The 18,420-nt window shown below is 42.2% G+C and carries 18 protein-coding genes, 1 tRNA gene and 1 other annotated feature; of the genes, 16 read left to right on the top strand and 3 right to left on the bottom strand.

Annotated elements, in window-relative coordinates; all coding sequences use genetic code 11:
- Nucleotide 1 precedes the first annotated feature (1 nt).
- The 9 genes from ispF to sigH all read left to right on the top strand — a co-directional run bounded on the left by ispF (nt 2) and on the right by sigH (nt 8,728).
- On the top strand, nt 2–553 hold the full coding sequence (gene ispF / locus OCV72_RS12265; protein ID WP_055284137.1) for a 2-C-methyl-D-erythritol 2,4-cyclodiphosphate synthase: 552 nt from the start codon (nt 2–4) through the stop codon (nt 551–553).
- A 26-nt stretch (nt 554–579) separates the two neighbouring features.
- On the top strand, nt 580–1,584 hold the full coding sequence (locus tag OCV72_RS12260) for a GNAT family N-acetyltransferase (protein WP_055284155.1): 1,005 nt from the start codon (nt 580–582) through the stop codon (nt 1,582–1,584).
- A gap of 113 nt (nt 1,585–1,697) precedes the next feature.
- The gene (locus OCV72_RS12255) at nt 1,698–2,405 is read left to right on the top strand and encodes a response regulator transcription factor (RefSeq protein ID WP_055284154.1); all 708 of its coding nucleotides are present in this window, start codon (nt 1,698–1,700) and stop codon (nt 2,403–2,405) included.
- Nucleotides 2,377–4,488, top strand: a complete 2,112-nt coding sequence (locus tag OCV72_RS12250; RefSeq protein ID WP_055284136.1) for a sensor histidine kinase — start codon at nt 2,377–2,379, stop codon at nt 4,486–4,488. The genes OCV72_RS12255 and OCV72_RS12250 overlap by 29 nt, the downstream gene beginning before the upstream one ends.
- Nucleotides 4,489–4,503: 15 nt before the next feature.
- Nucleotides 4,504–4,749 (top strand) — a binding site (T-box leader).
- Nucleotides 4,750–4,826: 77 nt separating this feature from the next.
- Nucleotides 4,827–5,540 carry a serine O-acetyltransferase EpsC gene (gene epsC, locus OCV72_RS12245; RefSeq protein WP_028086017.1) on the top strand — a complete coding sequence of 238 codons (714 nt, stop codon included), beginning with the start codon at nt 4,827–4,829 and terminating at the stop codon, nt 5,538–5,540.
- Nucleotides 5,527–6,933, top strand: a complete 1,407-nt coding sequence (cysS, locus tag OCV72_RS12240; protein ID WP_055284134.1) for a cysteine--tRNA ligase — start codon at nt 5,527–5,529, stop codon at nt 6,931–6,933. Before epsC ends, cysS begins: the two co-directional genes overlap by 14 nt.
- Nucleotides 6,918–7,358, top strand: coding sequence for a Mini-ribonuclease 3 (locus OCV72_RS12235; protein WP_028086015.1), 441 nt, complete (start codon nt 6,918–6,920; stop codon nt 7,356–7,358). The genes cysS and OCV72_RS12235 overlap by 16 nt, the downstream gene beginning before the upstream one ends.
- A gap of 15 nt (nt 7,359–7,373) precedes the next feature.
- Nucleotides 7,374–8,126 carry a 23S rRNA (guanosine(2251)-2'-O)-methyltransferase RlmB gene (rlmB, locus tag OCV72_RS12230; protein WP_055284133.1) on the top strand — a complete coding sequence of 251 codons (753 nt, stop codon included), beginning with the start codon at nt 7,374–7,376 and terminating at the stop codon, nt 8,124–8,126.
- Nucleotides 8,123–8,728: an RNA polymerase sporulation sigma factor SigH gene (gene sigH / locus OCV72_RS12225; RefSeq protein ID WP_055284132.1), complete on the top strand. Its 606-nt coding sequence runs from the start codon at nt 8,123–8,125 to the stop codon at nt 8,726–8,728. The genes rlmB and sigH overlap by 4 nt, the downstream gene beginning before the upstream one ends.
- A 92-nt stretch (nt 8,729–8,820) precedes the next feature.
- On the opposite strand, the gene OCV72_RS12220 is transcribed toward sigH, so the two are convergent.
- Nucleotides 8,821–8,893: transfer RNA gene (locus OCV72_RS12220), tRNA-Thr, on the bottom strand.
- Nucleotides 8,894–9,038: 145 nt separating this feature from the next.
- Here OCV72_RS12220 and OCV72_RS12215 point away from each other — a divergent pair.
- From OCV72_RS12215 to pdxR, 4 genes are all read left to right on the top strand, one after another.
- Complete coding sequence (locus tag OCV72_RS12215; RefSeq protein WP_081021063.1) at nt 9,039–10,385, top strand: MATE family efflux transporter; 1,347 nt, start codon at nt 9,039–9,041, stop codon at nt 10,383–10,385.
- A 192-nt stretch (nt 10,386–10,577) separates the two neighbouring features.
- Nucleotides 10,578–10,910 (top strand): sporulation initiation factor Spo0A C-terminal domain-containing protein, encoded by a 333-nt coding sequence (locus OCV72_RS12210; RefSeq protein WP_055284130.1) that lies wholly within the window; start codon nt 10,578–10,580, stop codon nt 10,908–10,910.
- A gap of 83 nt (nt 10,911–10,993) precedes the next feature.
- Entirely contained in the window at nt 10,994–12,667 is a 1,674-nt protein-coding gene (locus tag OCV72_RS12205; RefSeq protein WP_028086010.1) for a glutamine--tRNA ligase/YqeY domain fusion protein, read from the top strand.
- Between the two features lie 19 nt (nt 12,668–12,686).
- Nucleotides 12,687–14,084 (top strand): MocR-like pyridoxine biosynthesis transcription factor PdxR, encoded by a 1,398-nt coding sequence (gene pdxR / locus OCV72_RS12200; RefSeq protein WP_055284153.1) that lies wholly within the window; start codon nt 12,687–12,689, stop codon nt 14,082–14,084.
- Between the two features lie 94 nt (nt 14,085–14,178).
- On the opposite strand, the gene OCV72_RS12195 is transcribed toward pdxR, so the two are convergent.
- Nucleotides 14,179–14,463, bottom strand: a complete 285-nt coding sequence (locus OCV72_RS12195) for a hypothetical protein (protein ID WP_055284129.1) — start codon at nt 14,461–14,463, stop codon at nt 14,179–14,181.
- Between the two features lie 211 nt (nt 14,464–14,674).
- Here OCV72_RS12195 and cls point away from each other — a divergent pair, with 211 nt between their 5' ends.
- From cls to OCV72_RS12180, 3 genes are all read left to right on the top strand, one after another.
- Nucleotides 14,675–16,237: a cardiolipin synthase gene (cls, locus tag OCV72_RS12190; protein WP_055284128.1), complete on the top strand. Its 1,563-nt coding sequence runs from the start codon at nt 14,675–14,677 to the stop codon at nt 16,235–16,237.
- A 140-nt stretch (nt 16,238–16,377) separates the two neighbouring features.
- Complete coding sequence (locus OCV72_RS12185) at nt 16,378–17,670, top strand: adenylosuccinate synthase (protein ID WP_055284127.1); 1,293 nt, start codon at nt 16,378–16,380, stop codon at nt 17,668–17,670.
- 277 nt (nt 17,671–17,947) lie between these two features.
- Nucleotides 17,948–18,127: a hypothetical protein gene (locus OCV72_RS12180; protein WP_055284126.1), complete on the top strand. Its 180-nt coding sequence runs from the start codon at nt 17,948–17,950 to the stop codon at nt 18,125–18,127.
- On the opposite strand, the gene OCV72_RS12175 is transcribed toward OCV72_RS12180, so the two are convergent.
- On the bottom strand, nt 18,097–18,336 hold the full coding sequence (locus OCV72_RS12175; protein ID WP_055284125.1) for a hypothetical protein: 240 nt from the start codon (nt 18,334–18,336) through the stop codon (nt 18,097–18,099). The two genes, OCV72_RS12180 and OCV72_RS12175, sit on opposite strands and share 31 nt — an antisense overlap.
- Nucleotides 18,337–18,420: the final 84 nt, after the last annotated feature.

Here is an 18,420-nt window from a genome sequence, read left to right as displayed (position 1 = left end):
TATGCGTGTAGGTATGGGCTATGATGTACATAAATTAGTAGACGGAAGAGATCTGATACTTGGCGGAGTAAAGATCCCTTATGAAAAGGGACTTCTTGGTCATTCGGATGCAGATGTATTATTGCATGCGGTCATGGATGCACTTCTTGGGGCGGCGGCGCTTGGAGATATCGGAAAGCACTTTCCGGATACCGATCCGGCGTACAAGGGAGCGTCCAGCATAAAACTTCTGGAAGAAGTAGGGAAATTAATTGATGAAAAATTATATGTGATCGGCAATATCGATGCAACGATCATCGCACAGCGCCCGAAGATGGCACCGCACATTGAACAGATGAGAAAAAATGTGGCAGAAGCACTGCACATTGAAGTTGAACAGGTGAACATCAAGGCAACAACGGAGGAAGGACTTGGATTTACCGGAACGGGAGAAGGTATTTCTTCTCAGGCAATTGCAAGTCTGGATACGATTGCTAATTACAGTTACAGAGTCGGACCAGCAGAAGGCGGATGTGCCGGATGCGGCGGATGTATGAAAGCGCAGGACAGATAAGAAACTTGTTGGGAAGGAAAATCAAAATGAAAATAAGAAAACTGGAAACAGGAGAAAAGCTGAATACAAGAAAACTGTACGAAGAAGTGTTTTCAGAAGACAGCAAAGACTTTGTTGACTATTATTACGAAGAAAAAGTAAAAGACAATCAGATTTATGTGGTAGAAGAAGACGGGGAGATACAGGCGATGCTGCATCTGAATCCGTACGAACTTGCAGTAAACGGCAGCAGAAAAGACGTGAATTATATTGTTGCTGTTGCAACGAGAAAAGCATATCGGAAACGTGGCTTTATGGCAGGAATGTTGAAACAGGCGTTAAATGATATGTATGCAGATGGAGAGACATTTACATTTCTGATGCCGGCATCGGAGAGCATCTATCTGCCATTTGATTTCCGGACGGTGTATGAACAGAATCGGGCATATTATGATCCGAAAGCGGAAGTGGAAGAAGGTACAGATGTGACGGATGCCTCAGTGGAAGATGCAGAAAAAATGGCTGTTTATATGGAAGGCAGGCTGTCGCAGTCGTATCAGGTCTACGCAAAAAGAAATACAGCTTATTATGAACGTCTGATCAAAGAATATGCAAGTGACGGAGGGGCATTAAAGATATATAAAAAAGAAGGAGCGGTCACAGATATTAAGATCGCGGCAGAGGCTGAAGAAGTAGATGGGGAAAAACCTAAGATTATGATCCGTATCATAGATGTCAGACGGATGCTGATGTCTTTGAGACTCAAAACATTTATGGGAACATGCTTTACGGTGACAGATCCGGTTATCAAAGAAAATAACCGATGTGTCATGATTACGGGGACAGAATTTTCGGGAGTGATGCTGATGGATGGAAAGCCGGAAAACAGTGAAGGAACACTCACCGTAGCGGCGCTTACGAGCCTTGTATTCGGTGTGAAGACCGCAGAAGAAATCTGTGCGGATGGTGATGCAGTCATGTCGGATCGAATGAAAGAAGAATTAGATAAGATCATTCCATTGTCACGGATTTATCTGAATGAAACGGTATAAAGAAGAATCTTTTGTTTTTCTTTAGAATTTTCTGAAGTCACCCTTAAGAAATACCGGATAGGATGATAATAACAGAGGAAAAAGCTGGAATCAGGAAAAGGATGAAAAATGTGATGGAGATGAATCATGTACTGGTCGTAGAAGACGACAAGGAAATTAGGGAAGGCGTGGAGATATATCTGAAGAGTCAGGGCTATGAAGTATTTCAGGCGGCTGATGGTGCAGAAGGACTGGATGTTATAGAAAGGGAAGATATTCATCTGGCAATCGTGGATATCATGATGCCGGTAATGGATGGAATCTCTATGGTCGTAAAACTCAGGGAGAAGTATGATTTCCCGGTGATTTTTCTTTCTGCAAAATCAGAAGAAGTGGATAAGATCATGGGATTGAATATGGGGGCTGACGATTATGTGACAAAGCCATTTACTCCGATGGAACTGCTTGCCAGAGTCAATTCGCAGCTTCGCAGATACCGCAGGTTTATGGAACGGCTGGAGGATAAGAACGAAAATTCCAGGATCCATACGATAGGCGGACTGGAGATCAATGAGGATAATGTAGAAGTGACCGTTGACGGCGAACCGGTAAAGATGACTCCGATCGAGTACAAGATCCTGCTGCTTCTGATGAAGAATCCGGGACGGGTGTTCTCTGCGGAGGAGATCTATGAGCGGGTATGGAATGAACGTGCGATTAACACCGATACGATCATGGTGCACGTCAGAAATATCCGTGAAAAGATAGAAGTAAATCCAAGAGAACCAAAATACTTAAAGGTGGTGTGGGGCGTTGGATACAAAATTGAAAAACAGGCGTAAACTGGGACTTTTTCTTGCTGCTGTGACGATACTTGGAGCAGCGTTTTTCATGATATATAATTATCATACGATATATAGAAAAGCAGTCAGTGAAGCGCAGAAGACTTATACAACTTCACTTTCAGACAGGGAATATCTGGAAAGCTTTCTGGAATTCAGTTATGTCCTTTATAATCAGGAGATATCATCCAAGACAGGAGAAGCAAAAATGTCTCAGGAGGAGATCAGTGATGCTGCAGAAGTATGGATGGAGGATTATGAAGCGTTATATCCATATCTGGATTACAGGATTGAGGATGGATCAGGGGCAGTCCTGGGACGAAGTACAGCGAATACTGGAAAGGGTCTGGCAGATGACAGTTTCAAAGAATATGCATTTGGTATGGTACTGACTTATGATGAACACGGAGATCTGGATGTAAAAGTTGTAAAGAGCAGTGAAAAGACAACGCAGAGTATTGCTCTCAGAAAGATTATAGATAACTGGAGTGAGACGGTTGAGGATGCCACCGGCGGCAAATTGAAGACGCCGAAGAACCGTACATATATCTATGGAATGAAGAAAAACGGAATTGAACAATATCTGAACCAATGGTACTGGTTCGGGGATGAAGCGCCGAATGATGCATGGTATATGATGCTTGCCTGCATGGCAGCGGTAGGTGTGGCAGCATGGATTCTTGCACAAAGTGATACGCTGGGGATTGGCGGCAGAAAGCTTTTTCAACAGCCGTTTGAGATTGTTTTTATCGTTGCGGTAACAGGACTGGGACTTTTGGACAATAAGCTGAACTGGATTGTAACAAGGACGAAGGGAAGGCCCGGGGCGATGGATGCCGCAATCTGGATTGCAGCATTTGCTGTCACATACTGGGCAGCAAGCTGTGTCAGTGAAATACAGAAGACTGGTGTCAGAAAGTATGTTACAGAGCGGACGCTGTTGTGGCGTATGTGGAAAACGCTGAGGAAAGAAGCTCCGGCAGCAGCGGAAAGAGTCGGACGAGACAGCGGAAGATTGTACCGGAAAGTGAAAGAAATGGCACACAGGCTGTATCAGACCATTACAGATATCGACTTTACAGACAAAAGCAGTAAGGCAATTCTGAGGATTGTGCTTGTGAACTTTATCATTCTGGCAGTGACGAGTATTTTCTGGTTTTATGGAATTATGGCACTGATCATATATTCGGTAATTCTATACTTTATTTTGAAGAAATATTTTAATGAAATAAAGAAAAACTATCACAGACTGTTAGAAGCGACAAATGAGATTGCCGATGGAAATCTGGATGTGGAGATTGATGAAAATCTGGGGGTGTTCGAGCCGTTTAAAGAAGAGATTGAGAAGATACAGACCGGATTCAAGAAAGCGGTAGATGAAGAAGTGAAAAGCCAGCGGATGAAGACCGAACTGGTGACGAATGTCTCGCATGACCTGAAGACTCCATTGACTGCGATTATCACCTATGTGAATCTGCTGAAGATGGAACATGATCCGGAAAGACAGAAAGAATACATTGATGTACTGGATAGAAAATCACTCCGGTTAAAAGCATTGATTGAAGATTTGTTTGAAATCAGTAAAGCGAGCAGCCGTTCGGTGAACCTGAATATTATCGAGATGGATATTGTGAATCTTTTTAAACAGGTGAAATTAGAAATGGAAGAAAAGATTACAGAAGCGAATCTGGATTTCCGTCTGGATATTCCGGAGGAGAAAGTGATCGTGGCGCTGGATGGACAGAAGACATACCGGATATTCGAGAATCTGATCGGAAATGCAGTGAAATATGCAATGCCTCATACAAGAGTATACGTGAAGATTGCTGCGGAAGAGGGTGAGGCGGTATTCCGGATGAAGAATGTATCGGCCACCGAGCTTACATTTAATCCGGAAGAGATTACGGAGCGTTTTGTCAGAGGCGATTCGGCAAGAAATACCGAAGGATCCGGACTCGGACTTGCAATTGTTAAGAGCTTTGTGGAAATTCAGAAAGGAAAGTTCTGGATCGAGACGGAAGCAGATCTTTTTAAAGCAGAGATCCGATGGAAACTGGTTGACAAAAAAGATGATATCGCATAATATATATTCTATATGAGAAAGACTTTGAACGGAAAGAGTAGCAGATGTGTTGTGTCGAAAGAGAGAAACTGTCACCGGCTGAAAGCAGTTTCCGATTACAGTTTTTGTGAAGTGCGTCCGGGAGTCGGTCCGGTGAGAAAGAAGGATAACATCATAGCCGGATCCGGGATTACACACGTTACGTGTACTGAGAGAAGAATGCGGGTAATAGAACTGTATTCTTTAAAAAGAGTGGAACCGCGGATATACTTCGTCTCTTGTGTAAAGCAGGAGACGGAGTTTTTTTGTACCAAAGCATACAGAACAGGCGGTAAACTTATAAAAAGGAGAGATCATAGATGGGCATCATATCATATGTCAATGAAGAAATTCAGGTGATACGGGAACGGGATCCTGCGATCAAGTCGAATATGGAAGTATTCCTGTATTCTAGTTTCAAAGCAATTCTTCATTACAGAATCGCACATAAGCTCTATCTGAAGAAACATTATTTTCTTGCCAGATGGGTATCGCAACGGGCAGTAAGAAAGACCGGAATCGAGATCCATCCGGGGGCAACAATAGGAAAAGGATTATTTATCGACCACGGAAGCGGAGTGATCATCGGAGAGACTGCGGAACTGGGAGATAATATTACCTTGTATCAAGGAGTCACACTTGGAGGAACCGGAAAAGAACAAGGCAAGAGACATCCGACCCTGAGAGATAACGTTATGGTGAGTGCAGGAGCAAAGGTTCTTGGTTCATTTACCATCGGAGAAAATTCCAAGATTGGAGCGGGATCGGTAGTATTGGAAGAAGTACCGCCGAATTGTACAGTTGTAGGTGTGCCGGGCAGAGTGGTTAAGATGAATGATGAGAAGATACCGAGACTCGATATGGATCAGGTGCATCTGCCGGATCCGATTTCAAATGATATCAGAGAACTGCAGGCAGATAACATAAGAATGCACAGACAGATTCAGGAGATGGAGAAACGCATGCAATGTTTAAAAGAGAATCCGATACCGGAAGAAAAAGAGGAGGAGAACGCGAAAAATGAAGATTTTTAATACAATGACAAAGAAAAAAGAAGAATTTGTACCTTTGGAAGAAGGAAAGGTAAAGATGTATGTATGCGGGCCTACCGTATATAACTTTATCCATATTGGAAATGCCAGACCAATGATCGTATTCGACACGGTCAGAAGATATTTTGAATACAAAGGATATGATGTAAATTATGTATCTAACTTTACAGACGTAGACGATAAGATCATCAAAAAAGCCATCGAAGAAGGGGTGACAGCCGATGAGATTTCCAAACGTTACATTGCAGAGTGTAAAAAAGATATGGACGGTATGAATATCAAACCGGCAACCAAGAACCCGCTTGCGACAGAAGAAATCTGCGGTATGGTAGATATGATCCAGACGTTGATTGATAAAGGATTTGCATATGAGAAGAATGGTACCGTATATTACAGTACAAGAAAGTTCAAAGATTACGGTAAGCTTTCGCACAAGAATCTGGATGATCTTCGTTCGGGTGAACGTTCCCTTCTGGTATCCGGAGAAGATGAGAAAGAAGATCCGCTGGATTTTGTACTTTGGAAACCGAAGAAAGAAGGAGAGCCTGCATGGGAGTCTCCGTGGAGCGAAGGACGTCCGGGATGGCACATCGAGTGCTCAGAGATGTCTAAGAAATATCTCGGAGAGCAGATCGACATTCATGCCGGCGGAGAAGATCTTGTATTCCCACATCATGAAAATGAGATTGCGCAGAGTGAGGCCGCAAATGGCAAGGAATTTGCAAAATACTGGATGCACAATGCATTCCTTAATATTGACAACAGGAAGATGAGTAAGTCGCTTGGTAATTTCCGTACGGTACGTGAGATCAGCGAACAGTATGATCTGCAGGTACTGCGTTTCTTCATGCTGAGTGCACACTACAGAAGCCCGCTGAACTTCAGCGCAGACCTGATGGAAGCATCTAAGAATGGTCTGGAGCGTATCGTGAACGCAGCAGACAACCTGAAATTCCTTATGGAAAATGCAAAAACAGAAGCAATCACAGATGCAGAAGCAGAAAACTTTGCAAAGACAGAAGAATTCGTTGCAGGATTTGAAAAAGCAATGGACGATGACTTTAATACAGCAGATGCCGTTGCAGCAATCTTTGATCTTGTAAAATATATCAATACAACGGCCGGTGCAGAAAGTTCCAAAGAATATCTTCAGAAATTATTCGATTTGCTTGTGAAGTTAACAGGAGTTCTGGGACTGATCGTAGATAAGAAAGAAGAGATCCTGGACGAAGACATCGAGAAACTGATCGAGGAGCGTCAGGCAGCACGTAAGGCTAAAGACTTTGCAAGAGCCGATGCAATCCGTGATGAACTGTTAGAGAAGGGTATCATCTTAAAGGATACCAGAGAAGGAGTACAATGGAAAAGAGCGTAGAGTGGGGATTTGACACTTATATGCAGGAGATTTTCCAGATGAAAGAGGTGGATATTAAAGAATATTCACCTCTTACTTTGGCATATATCGGAGATTGCATTTATGATCTGATCATTAAATCCCTGGTGATCAATGAAGGAAACCGTCAGGTACAGAAGCTGCACCAGAAGACCAGCTCTTATGTCCAGGCGTCCGCACAGTCGAAAATGATGCGTACGATGCAGGAACACCTGACAGAAGAAGAACATGCTGTCTATAAAAGAGGCCGCAATGCCAAGAGCGTGTCGCCGGCGAAGAACCAGTCGATTACAGATTACAGACGTGCGACGGGATTTGAAGCTCTGCTTGGATATCTATATCTGAAAAAAGAGTGGAAAAGAATGCTGGAACTGGTTAAAATAGGTCTGGACAGTATCAAAGAATAATAAGGAGTGTCAAATATGAGTCACGATAAGAATGTAAATGAAAGTATCATAGAAGGAAGAAATGCCGTTATGGAAGCATTTCGTTCCGGAAAACCGGTAGACAAGCTGTATGTACTGGATGGATGTCAGGATGGTGCAGTGAGATCCATCATCCGCGAGGCAAGAAAGCATGACACGATATTGAATTTCGTGGAAAAAGACCGTCTGAACCAGTTGTCGGAGACCGGTAAACACCAGGGAGTGATCGCAAGTGTTGCTGCATATGAATATGCAGAGGTAGAGGATATGTTAAAGCTTGCAGAAGAAAAGGGAGAAGATCCGTTTCTGATCATTCTGGATAATATTGAAGATCCGCACAATCTCGGTGCGATCATCCGTACTGCGAATCAGGCAGGGGCACATGGTGTGATCATACCAAAGAGACGGGCAGTCGGACTGACGGCAACCGTAGCAAGAACTTCCGCAGGGGCCCTGAATTATACGCCGGTTGCAAAAGTAACAAATCTGGTAAAGACGATGGAAGATTTGAAGAAAAAAGGTCTGTGGTTCGTATGTGCCGATATGGACGGGGATGTCATGTATGATGTCAATATGAAAGGACCGATCGGACTCGTAATTGGTAATGAAGGCGAAGGTGTGGGACGTCTGGTAAAAGACACCTGTGACTTTACTGCAAGAATTCCGATGAAGGGGGATATCGATTCCCTGAATGCATCGGTGGCAGCGGGCGTCCTTGCATATGAGATTGTGAGACAGAGGAGTGTATGACAGAGTATAAAAAATTAACAGATGAAGAACTGATCCGCAGACTCCGGATGGGAGAAACGGGAATTATCGATTATCTGATGGAAAAATATAAGAATCTAGTCAGAAAAGAAGCCAATGCAATGTATCTGCTCGGCGGTGAGACGGATGATCTGATCCAGGAGGGGATGATCGGACTTTTTAAAGCAGTTCAGGACTACGATGTGGATCAGGAAGCATCCTTCTTCAGCTTTGCAAGGCTATGTGTGACAAGACAGTTGTATTCGGCAATTGAAGCTTCAAACAGAAAGAAACACAGTCCGCTCAACAGTTATATTTCCCTGTATGAAAGAGAAGACGGGGAAAACTCGTTGATCGATACAATGGAATCCGGACATGAGACGAATCCGGAAGAACTGCTTGTCAGTCAGGAACGTGCGAAGACGTTGGAAGAACGTCTGGAAAAAGAATTAAGTGAACTGGAGCGCAGAGTTCTGTATCTTCATCTGATGGGAACGGATTATAAGACGATCGCAAAGCTTCTGGACCGGAGTCCAAAGACGATTGATAATGCACTTCAGAGAATCAAGGGAAAGATGCAGAAGATTCTGGAAAAGGAAAAATAAATCTAAAGAGGATATAAATATCGGCTGAATTTGTAATTGTAAAAAAATCCCGTAAAACAATCATTTGAAAGTTTTACGGGACTTCTCTTGTAAGCTGCCTAGCGGAATCGAACCGCCGACCTCCGCCTTACCAAGGCGACGCTCTACCGACTGAGCCAAGGCAGCATGCATAAGTGATATGCAACGTTGATACTATACACTGAAAGGAGTGCATTTGTCAATATATTTTCGTGATATTAATTGAAAATCGTGAAAAATCCTGCGAAAATCTGGAATATGAAAAGAAATGGTAATAGAGAGGAAGAAGAAAATGAAAAAGATGAAAACAATGACCGAAGGAGTGATTTGGAAAGAAATATTATTCTTTGCAATTCCACTGATTCTGGGGAATCTGTTTCAGCAGCTGTATAATACGGTGGATTCGATTATTGTCGGCAACTATGTGGGAAGTAACGCACTGGCAGCAGTCGGATCCAGCGGTGCGATCATTAACTTGCTGATCGGTTTCTGCATAGGAGCATCGACTGGTGCAGGTGTTGTAATCTCGCAGTTTTATGGGGCCAAAAATACAGAAGGCGTGAGGAAGGCCGTACATACTACGATGGCGATCGCGCTGGTAGCAGGAGTGCTTCTGACTGTAATCGGAATTACAGTGACACCATCGATGCTGCGCCTGATGGGAACACCGGACAAGGTATTTGAACAGTCGGTAATCTATCTGCAGGTATATTTTGGCGGAAGTTTATTTTCGGTAGTTTACAATATGTCGGCAGGTATTCTGAATGCGGTGGGGAATTCGAGGCGATCCCTGGTTTATCTGATGATCGCGGCAATTTCGAACATATTTCTGGATCTGATCATGGTTGTCGGATTGAAACTCGGAATAGTGGGTGCTGCATTGGCTACGGATATCAGTCAGCTGATTTCGTGCATTTTTATATGGGGATTTCTGATCAGAAGTGAAGATGTATATAAGTTGAAGATTAAGGAGATCCGATGCTATGATCATCTGCTTTCGAAGATCATCCGTATCGGAATCCCGACAGGAATCCAGAATATTGTAATTTCGCTTTCAAACCTGATCGTGCAGGCAAGTGTGAATAGTTTTGGAGCGACAGTTATGGCCGGTTTTGCAGCTTATATAAAAATCGATGGATTTAATATCCTGCCGGTACTGAGTATCAGTATGGCGGCAACTACATTTGCCGGACAGAATATTGGTGCAGGGAAAGCAGACAGGGTCAGAAAAGGAATGTACATATCCACAGCAATGGGTGCCGGGTATTCTGTGATAACCGGAATTGTGCTGCTGATATTCGCTCCGCAGGTAATCGGAGTCTTTACGACGAACCATAAGGTGGTGGAATATGGTGTATATATTATGAAATATTTCTGCCCGTTTTACTGGATGCTTGGAATCCTGCATGTGCTTGGCGGAACGATCAGAGGAACCGGCAAGACGATGCAGGCCATGATTGTATTTCTGGTATCATTATGCGGATTCCGTGTGATGTGGATTGCAGGAACCATGGCATGGGCAAAGAGTCTCGGCCATGTGATGATGTGCTATCCGACCTCATGGCTTTTGGGCATGCTTTTGATGATTCTGTATGTCTGGAAAGGAAACTGGATGGTTTTAAGGACGGAAAAGATATAGACAAATGCAAAAAAAGTTTGAAGATAAAAAGATGTCTTCAAACTTTTTTTGACCTATAGCTGATCTTTTTCGAAGAAATCAGACACATAAAGGTCTAAAAAATAAAAAAAGAAGGTTTTTGGTATCGAAATCATTGATAAACGACATGTTGTGATTTATTTTTTAGATAGAGCCAAAAAAGGGAGATTATTTATGAATAGGAATATTATGATACAGACACTCAGAAGATTTAAAGTCACATCAGGATATAAAGGATACTATTATCTGTTGGATGCTGCAGATATCATCAGTGGATTCCATACAAAAGAAAAGCCGTTTGCGACACAGAATGATATATATATCCCGATAGGAGAAAAACACGAAACCAGTTTTTATAATGTGGAACGCGGGATACGTGTAGTCGTTGATAAGTGTTGGAAAGAAGATAAAGAACTTATGATGGAGATCCTTGGTTACCATGCGATCAAGTGTCCAAGTAATTCTGAATTTCTGGATGCATTTACATTTTTCTGCGAAAACCGGTAAAAGAGGTATCTTCCCTTGTTTCATCATATTTTTTATGATAAGATAATGAGCATAATGTATAGTTAAAACCTAAGGAGGACACCATGGGAGAAGAAACAACAGTTTCCAAAAATTTTATTGAACAGGAAATAGATAAAGATCTTGCAGAAGGAGTATACAGCGAAGTATGTACGAGATTTCCGCCGGAACCGAACGGATATCTGCATATCGGACATGCGAAGTCGATTCTTCTGAATTCAGGACTTGCAAAGAAATATAACGGAACCTTTCATTTAAGATTTGACGATACGAACCCGATGAAAGAAGATATGGAATTCGTAGAGTCCATCAAAGAAGATGTAAAATGGCTGGGTGCCGACTGGGGAGATCATCTTTATTTTGCATCAGACTATTTTGACCAGATGTATGAGTGTGCAGTAAAGCTGATCAAAAAAGGAAAGGCATTCGTCTGTGACCTGACAGCGGAAGAAATGCGTGAATACCGCGGAACCCTGACAGAGCCTGGAAAGAACAGTCCGTATCGTGACCGTCCGATAGAAGAGAATTTAAGACTTTTCGAAGAGATGAAAGACGGAAAGTATCAGGATGGAGAGAAAGTTCTGCGTGCAAAGATTGATATGGCATCGCCGAATATCAACATGCGTGATCCGATCATCTACCGTGTGGCGCATATGACACATCACAATACAGGAGATAAATGGTGTATTTATCCAATGTATGATTTTGCACATCCGATCGAAGATGCGATCGAGCACATTACACATTCTATCTGTACACTGGAATTTGAAGACCACAGACCATTATATGACTGGGTTGTAAAAGAGTGTGAATTTGATCCGGCACCGAGACAGATTGAATTCTCCAAGCTGTATCTGACGAATGTTGTTACAGGTAAGAGATACATCAAGAAGCTTGTTATGGATGGTATTGTAGACGGATGGGATGATCCGAGACTTGTATCGATCGCAGCTCTCAGAAGAAGAGGATTTACACCAGAATCCATTAAGATGTTCGTTGAAATGTGCGGAGTATCCAAGAGCCAGAGCTCTGTGGATTATGCAATGCTGGAGTATTGTATCCGTGAAGATCTGAAGATGAAGAAGCCTCGTATGATGGCAGTCCTGGATCCGATCAAACTGGTGATCGACAACTATCCGGAAGGAGAAGTGGAATATCTGGATGTAGAGAACAATCTGGAGAATCCGGAACTTGGTGTGAGAAAAGTGCCGTTTGGACGTGAACTTTACATTGAGCGTAATGATTTTATGATTGATCCTCCGAAGAAGTATTTCCGCCTTTTCCCTGGAAACGAAGTACGTCTGATGCATGCATATTTTGTAAAATGTGTCAGCTATGAGACGGATGCAGAAGGAAATGTAACGGTGGTACATTGTACGTATGATCCGGAGACAAAATGCGGAACCGGGTTTACCGGACGTAAGGTAAAAGGAACGATCCACTGGGTAAGTGCACCACAGGCTAAGAAAGCAGAAGTCAGATTATATGAGAACCTGATCGATGAAGAGAAGGGAGTATATAATAAAGAAGATGGATCGCTGAACCTGAACCCGGATTCCTTACAGATTTTAAAAGAGTGCTATGTGGAAGACAGCTTTAACGAAGCAGGTCCGTGTGACAGCTTCCAGTTTGTAAGAAATGGATATTTCTGTATTGATTCGAAAGACTCCACACCGGAAAATCTGGTGTTTAACCGTATTGTATCTCTGAAGAGTTCTTTTAAACTGCCAAAGAAATAAACGGGTGCAAAATAAAAAAATGAATGAATTAACGATAAATCTTAACAGTCGTTCGAAGAAGCCGCTGTATGAGCAGATTTATGATCATATCAAGTCTGATATCCAGAACGGGAGACTCCGCTATGGGGAGAAACTCCCGTCTACCAGGGCTTTGTCCAAGCATCTGGAAGTCAGCCGCAGTACGGTTGAACTGGCATATGAACAGTTATTATCAGAAGGATATATCGAGTCTGCGCCATACCGCGGTTTTTTTGTGGCTCAGATTGATGAATTATACCAACTGAAAAAAGAAGAAAAAAAGCCGGAACCTAAGAGAGAAAAGAAAAGAATATACCGCTATGATTTCACACCGAACGGAGTAGATCTTAACAGTTTTCCATATAATGTCTGGAGAAAACTTTCGAAAGACATTTTGCTGGATGACAGGACGGAGTTGTTCCGCTCAGGAGATCCGCAAGGTGAATATGGATTCCGGGGAGCCATTTGCAATTATCTGTATCAGGCACGAGGCGTGGACTGTTCTCCGGAGCAGATCGTGATCGGAGCGGGAAGTGATTATATTCTGATACTGCTTAGTATGATTCTTGGAAAAGAACATACTATTGCATTTGAAGATCCTACATATAAGCAGGCATATAGAGTGATTCAGACACTTGGATATGAGACTGTGCCGGTTACAATGGATCACAATGGAATGAGAATATCAGAGCTGGAAGATTCAGAGGCAGATATTGCATATGTCACACCGTCGCATCAGTATCCGACAGGAATCGTTATGCCAATCAAAAGAAGAATGGAGCTTCTGAAGTGGGCATACGGGAAGGAAGGCAGATATATCATAGAAGACGACTATGACAGTGAATTCCGCTACAAAGGGAAACCGATCCCGGCTCTGCAAGGATATGATGCAGAAGATAAAGTTATCTATCTGGGAACTTTTTCAAAATCCATTGCACCGGCTATTCGTCTGAGTTATATGGTACTGCCGAAATCGCTCCTGGATGTGTATCGGACAAATGTGAACTTTATCAACTCGACCGTTTCAAAGGTGGATCAGATGATCGTACAACATTTTATCGAAGATGGTTATTACGAACGTCATTTGAATAAGACAAGAGCTCTGTATAAAAACAGGCATGATGTTCTGATCGATGCACTGAAGCCTCTGGCAGATATCTGTGCGATATCGGGAGAGCATGCGGGAGTACATATCCTGCTGACATTCGAAAAGAGATGGAACGAAAATGAGCTGATCGAACGGGCAAAAAAAGAGGATATCCGTGTATATGGACTTTCGGATTACAGGATCAGGAAAGATACAGATGAGCGGGCAACGATTCTTCTGGGATATGCAAATATGAATGAAGAGGATATCAAAGAAGCAGTGGGAATTTTGAATAGGTGTTGGAGAAGATAAAAGAGCAGTAAGCAATGTAAAATAAGAAAATAATTTACATTGTTTACCGCTCTTTTGTATAGCTGCAGTCTGAATTCAGTCTGTGTCAGCAGAACTAATCTTCTTTCCCTTCGTGAGCATCCGCATCCAGAGTATCTTCGCCGGTCTCTGTTTCTTCTGCATCGTCTGCTTCTTCCGGAGAAGCTTTTCCTGCGTTCAGATCAACGTATCCCCGGTCGACCGGTTGAAGATCATTGTCAAGATCGAAGTCTTCATCTTCAAAATCATCGTTGAAATCTTCATCCACATCTTTTTTAGATTTTTTAAAATAATAAACAAGACCTGCAGCGGCACTGCCGATTGCAGCAAGACCCAATAATTTTTTCATCCATTTTGCCATGATTGTATGACTCCTTTCCATTCTTTTCCTTATCATAGCACATATTATATGTATTTTTCTATTAAATTAAAATAAATTATCTGCAAGTTGAGAAGAAAATGAAAATATGATACACTGTATAACATATCCTGGCGGTACGGAGCCTGAGAAAACGGAGTAAGATATTAGGAACAAAGTGGATGTACAGCCCTGGATAAAGGAGAGAAAAAGTATGAAAGAACAAAGCACAAAGGCTGTTGCAAAGAAGAAATTCTTTAAAATGGTATTCAGCCGTGCCGGAATTTTTGTGATACTGATATTGGTACAGATGCTGATTTTTCTGGGCATTCCATACTATCTGAAAGAATATGCAACATTTATATACAGTGTGATGTCTCTGATGGAGATTATAGTTCTTGTGTATATTATTAATACAGAGGGAAATCCGGCGTTCAAGCTGTCATGGATTCTGTGTGTGATGGCAGTACCGGTTGTCGGGACGATATTTTACATCTATGTGCATCTGCAGCTGGAAACACGGTTTGTACAGAACCGCCTGGCGGCATTGCGTATGGAGACGGAACCTTACATGGATCAGGATCAGAAGATCACGGATGCACTCTGGGAGGGAAAATCTGCAAATGCACAGCTGTCGTATTATCTGTCGCATCAACTGGGATTCCCGACTTACAGGAATACAGAAGCCGAATATTTTCCGGTTGGAGAAGCCAAATTTGCATCCATGATAAAAGAACTGGAAAAGGCGGAAAAGTTTATTTTCATGGAGTATTTTATTGTAGAAGAAGGAATCATGTGGAATACAATCCTTGAGATCCTGAAGCGGAAAGCAGCGGAAGGTGTGGAAGTCCGGTTCATGTATGACGGAATGTGTGCATTTGACCTGCTGCCCTACAGCTATCCGAAGAAACTTCAAAAATACGGTATCAACTGCAAGATGTCGAATAAGATCCGGCCATTTGTCTCGACGATACAGAACAACCGTGACCACAGAAAGATCTGCGTGATCGATGGACAGGTGGGATATGTAGGGGGTGTGAATCTTGCTGATGAGTATATCAATGAGAAGGAACGGTTCGGACACTGGAAGGATACGGCGGTACTGTTAAGAGGTGATGCTGTTCAGAGCCTGACGATGATATTTCTGCAGATGTGGGATGTGGATATGCGGGGCGTGGAGCCTTATGGAAAATATCTGACCAAAAAAGCGGATACATTGAATGAAAAACTGGGATATGTGATTCCATATGCAGACAGCCCGTTTGATCATGAAAATGTAGGAGAAGAAGTATATTTCCATATTTTGAACCATGCAAAAAAATATGTGCATATCATGACCCCGTATCTGATCTTGGACAATGAGATGCTTACTACACTGATCCGTGCAGCGAAGAGTGGTATTGAGGTGATCATCATCATGCCGCATATTCCGGATAAGTGGTATGCATTTGCTGTGGCAAAGACCTACTATAAGGAACTGATCGAGGGCGGGGTACAGATCTATGAGTATACACCTGGATTTGTACATGCAAAAATATTTGTATCCGATGATGATACGGCAACGGTAGGAAGTATCAATCTGGATTTCAGAAGCCTGTATCTGCATTTTGAGAATGGTGTGTTTATCTACGATAATCCTGAAGTGCAGAAAGTAGAAGAAGATTTTCAGAATACGTTGGCAAAATGTCATAAGGTTACAGTGACGGAAGTGAGAAACAGAGGAATTCTGATGAAGACGGCGGGACAGGTATTAAGACTGGTTGCGCCGCTAATGTAGAAAATACAGGAAATCCTGTGGATTTTATGTAAAAATATTGTTGAACCAAGGTGAAATGTATAGTATAATGCTTAGGGTGGTTTGATTAGATCCGCTAAAGAAGACTGATAAGTCATGTTAATATCGCAGGAGGAATGGATATGGTTAAAGCAGTAGTCGGTGCCAACTGGGGCGACGAAGGAAAAGGTAAGATTACAGATATGCTGGCTGAACAGGCTGATATCATCGTAAGATTCCAGGGAGGCGCGAATGCAGGTCATACAATTATCAATGATTATGGAAAGTTTGCATTACACACACTTCCATCAGGAGTATTTTACGATCATACGACAAGTATTATCGGAAACGGTGTAGCACTGGATGTGCCGGTATTATTTAAAGAAGTACAGTCTATCATCGATCAGGGAGTTCCGATGCCGAAGATTCTGGTATCTGACAGAGCTCAGATGGTAATGTCTTATCATAAGAATTTTGATGCATACGAAGAGGAAAGACTGGGAGGAAAATCTTTCGGTTCTACAAAATCAGGTATCGCACCATTCTACTCAGACAAATATGCAAAGATCGGATTCCAGGTCAGTGAGCTGTTTGATGATGAACTGTTAAAAGAAAAAGTTGTTCGCGTAGCAGAGCAGAAGAATGTATTACTGGAGCACCTTTATCATAAACCATTGATCAATCCTGATGATTTATATAATGAACTTCAAGAATATAAGAAGATGGTTGAACCATTCGTATGTGATACTTCTCTTTTCCTGAACAATGCGCTCAAAGAAGGAAAAGAAGTATTGTTAGAGGGACAGCTTGGATCACTGAAGGATCCGGATCATGGAATCTATCCAATGGTTACTTCATCTTCTACACTGGCAGGATATGGAGCGATTGGAGCAGGAATCCCTCCGTATGAGATCAAGAAGATCGTAACAGTATGTAAAGCATATTCAAGTGCAGTAGGAGCCGGAGCATTCGTAAGTGAGATCTTTGGTGACGAAGCAGACGAATTAAGACGCCGCGGTGGTGATGGCGGAGAATTCGGAGCAACAACCGGACGCCCGAGAAGAATGGGATGGTTCGACTGTGTCGCTTCCAAGTATGGATGCAGAATGCAGGGAGCAACAGATGTTGCATTTACAGTATTAGATGTACTTGGATATCTTGATGAGATCCCGGTATGTGTAGGATACGATATCGACGGAGAAGTAACAACAGAATTCCCAACGACACATCTGTTAGAGAAGGCAAAACCAGTTCTTAAGAAACTTCCGGGATGGAAATGTGACATTCGTGGAATTAAGAAATACGAAGACCTTCCGGAAAACTGCAGAAAATACATTGAGTTTGTAGAAGAGCAGATTGGATACCCGATTACAATGGTATCTAACGGACCAGAAAGACACGACATTATTTACAGAGAGTCAAAACTTTCAAAATAAGAGAGAGATGAAGACAGCAGCTATAAGATAAAAGTAGACTTATAGCTGCTGTTTTTTGAGTATTCATACATTCCGAAGAAACAGTCAGGGAGGGATTCTTCAGATCAGAGTTATGTTTTCCTTAAGAAATTTCTCATGCTTTATTTAGATTTCTGCCATAATGTTGCCACAAAATATGCATATAATAAGATCATCGTAAATATAATAATAACGTCGGTGTAATCAGACACCAGAGACGTAAGAGGGGATACAAATAATCAAGATGGAGGTATGCACAATGAATACAAGAGACCTGACAAAAGAAGAAGCAGAAGTAATTTCAATGGAAGAATACCTTGCAAAGAGAAAGAAAATAAGAGAAAACGAAAGAAAACACAAGAAAAAAGGATCAGACGATCGAGAAGAAAGTCTGATGCCTCTGGAATTCTATATGGTATCATCGCTTGCATGGTCGTGATCCTGGTCAGGGTCATCGTGGCGGGTAAGCTTAAATACCAGCGTATAAGCGTATAAAAGTACAGGAAGTATGATCGTACATGCAACAGATGCCCAGAGAAGGTCGATAGAATGTGGACTTCCCATCAGGGCAAATATTAATGTACTGAGATACATACCGAATAATAAAATAGCGGCAATGAGTGCCAGAATACGTTTTGCATTTTTCATAATAATCATCCTTTACAATGAATCAAGACTTTAGTATATTATATAGAGAGCAGTGAAAAATTGCAAATGAATATTGTACAAAGG

Source organism: Dorea amylophila (assembly GCF_025567265.1).
GTDB classification, from domain to species: domain Bacteria; phylum Bacillota; class Clostridia; order Lachnospirales; family Lachnospiraceae; genus Dorea_A; species Dorea_A amylophila.
The sequence above is the reverse complement of the archived record's forward strand: the minus strand, read 5'-3'. Positions and strand labels throughout refer to the sequence as shown.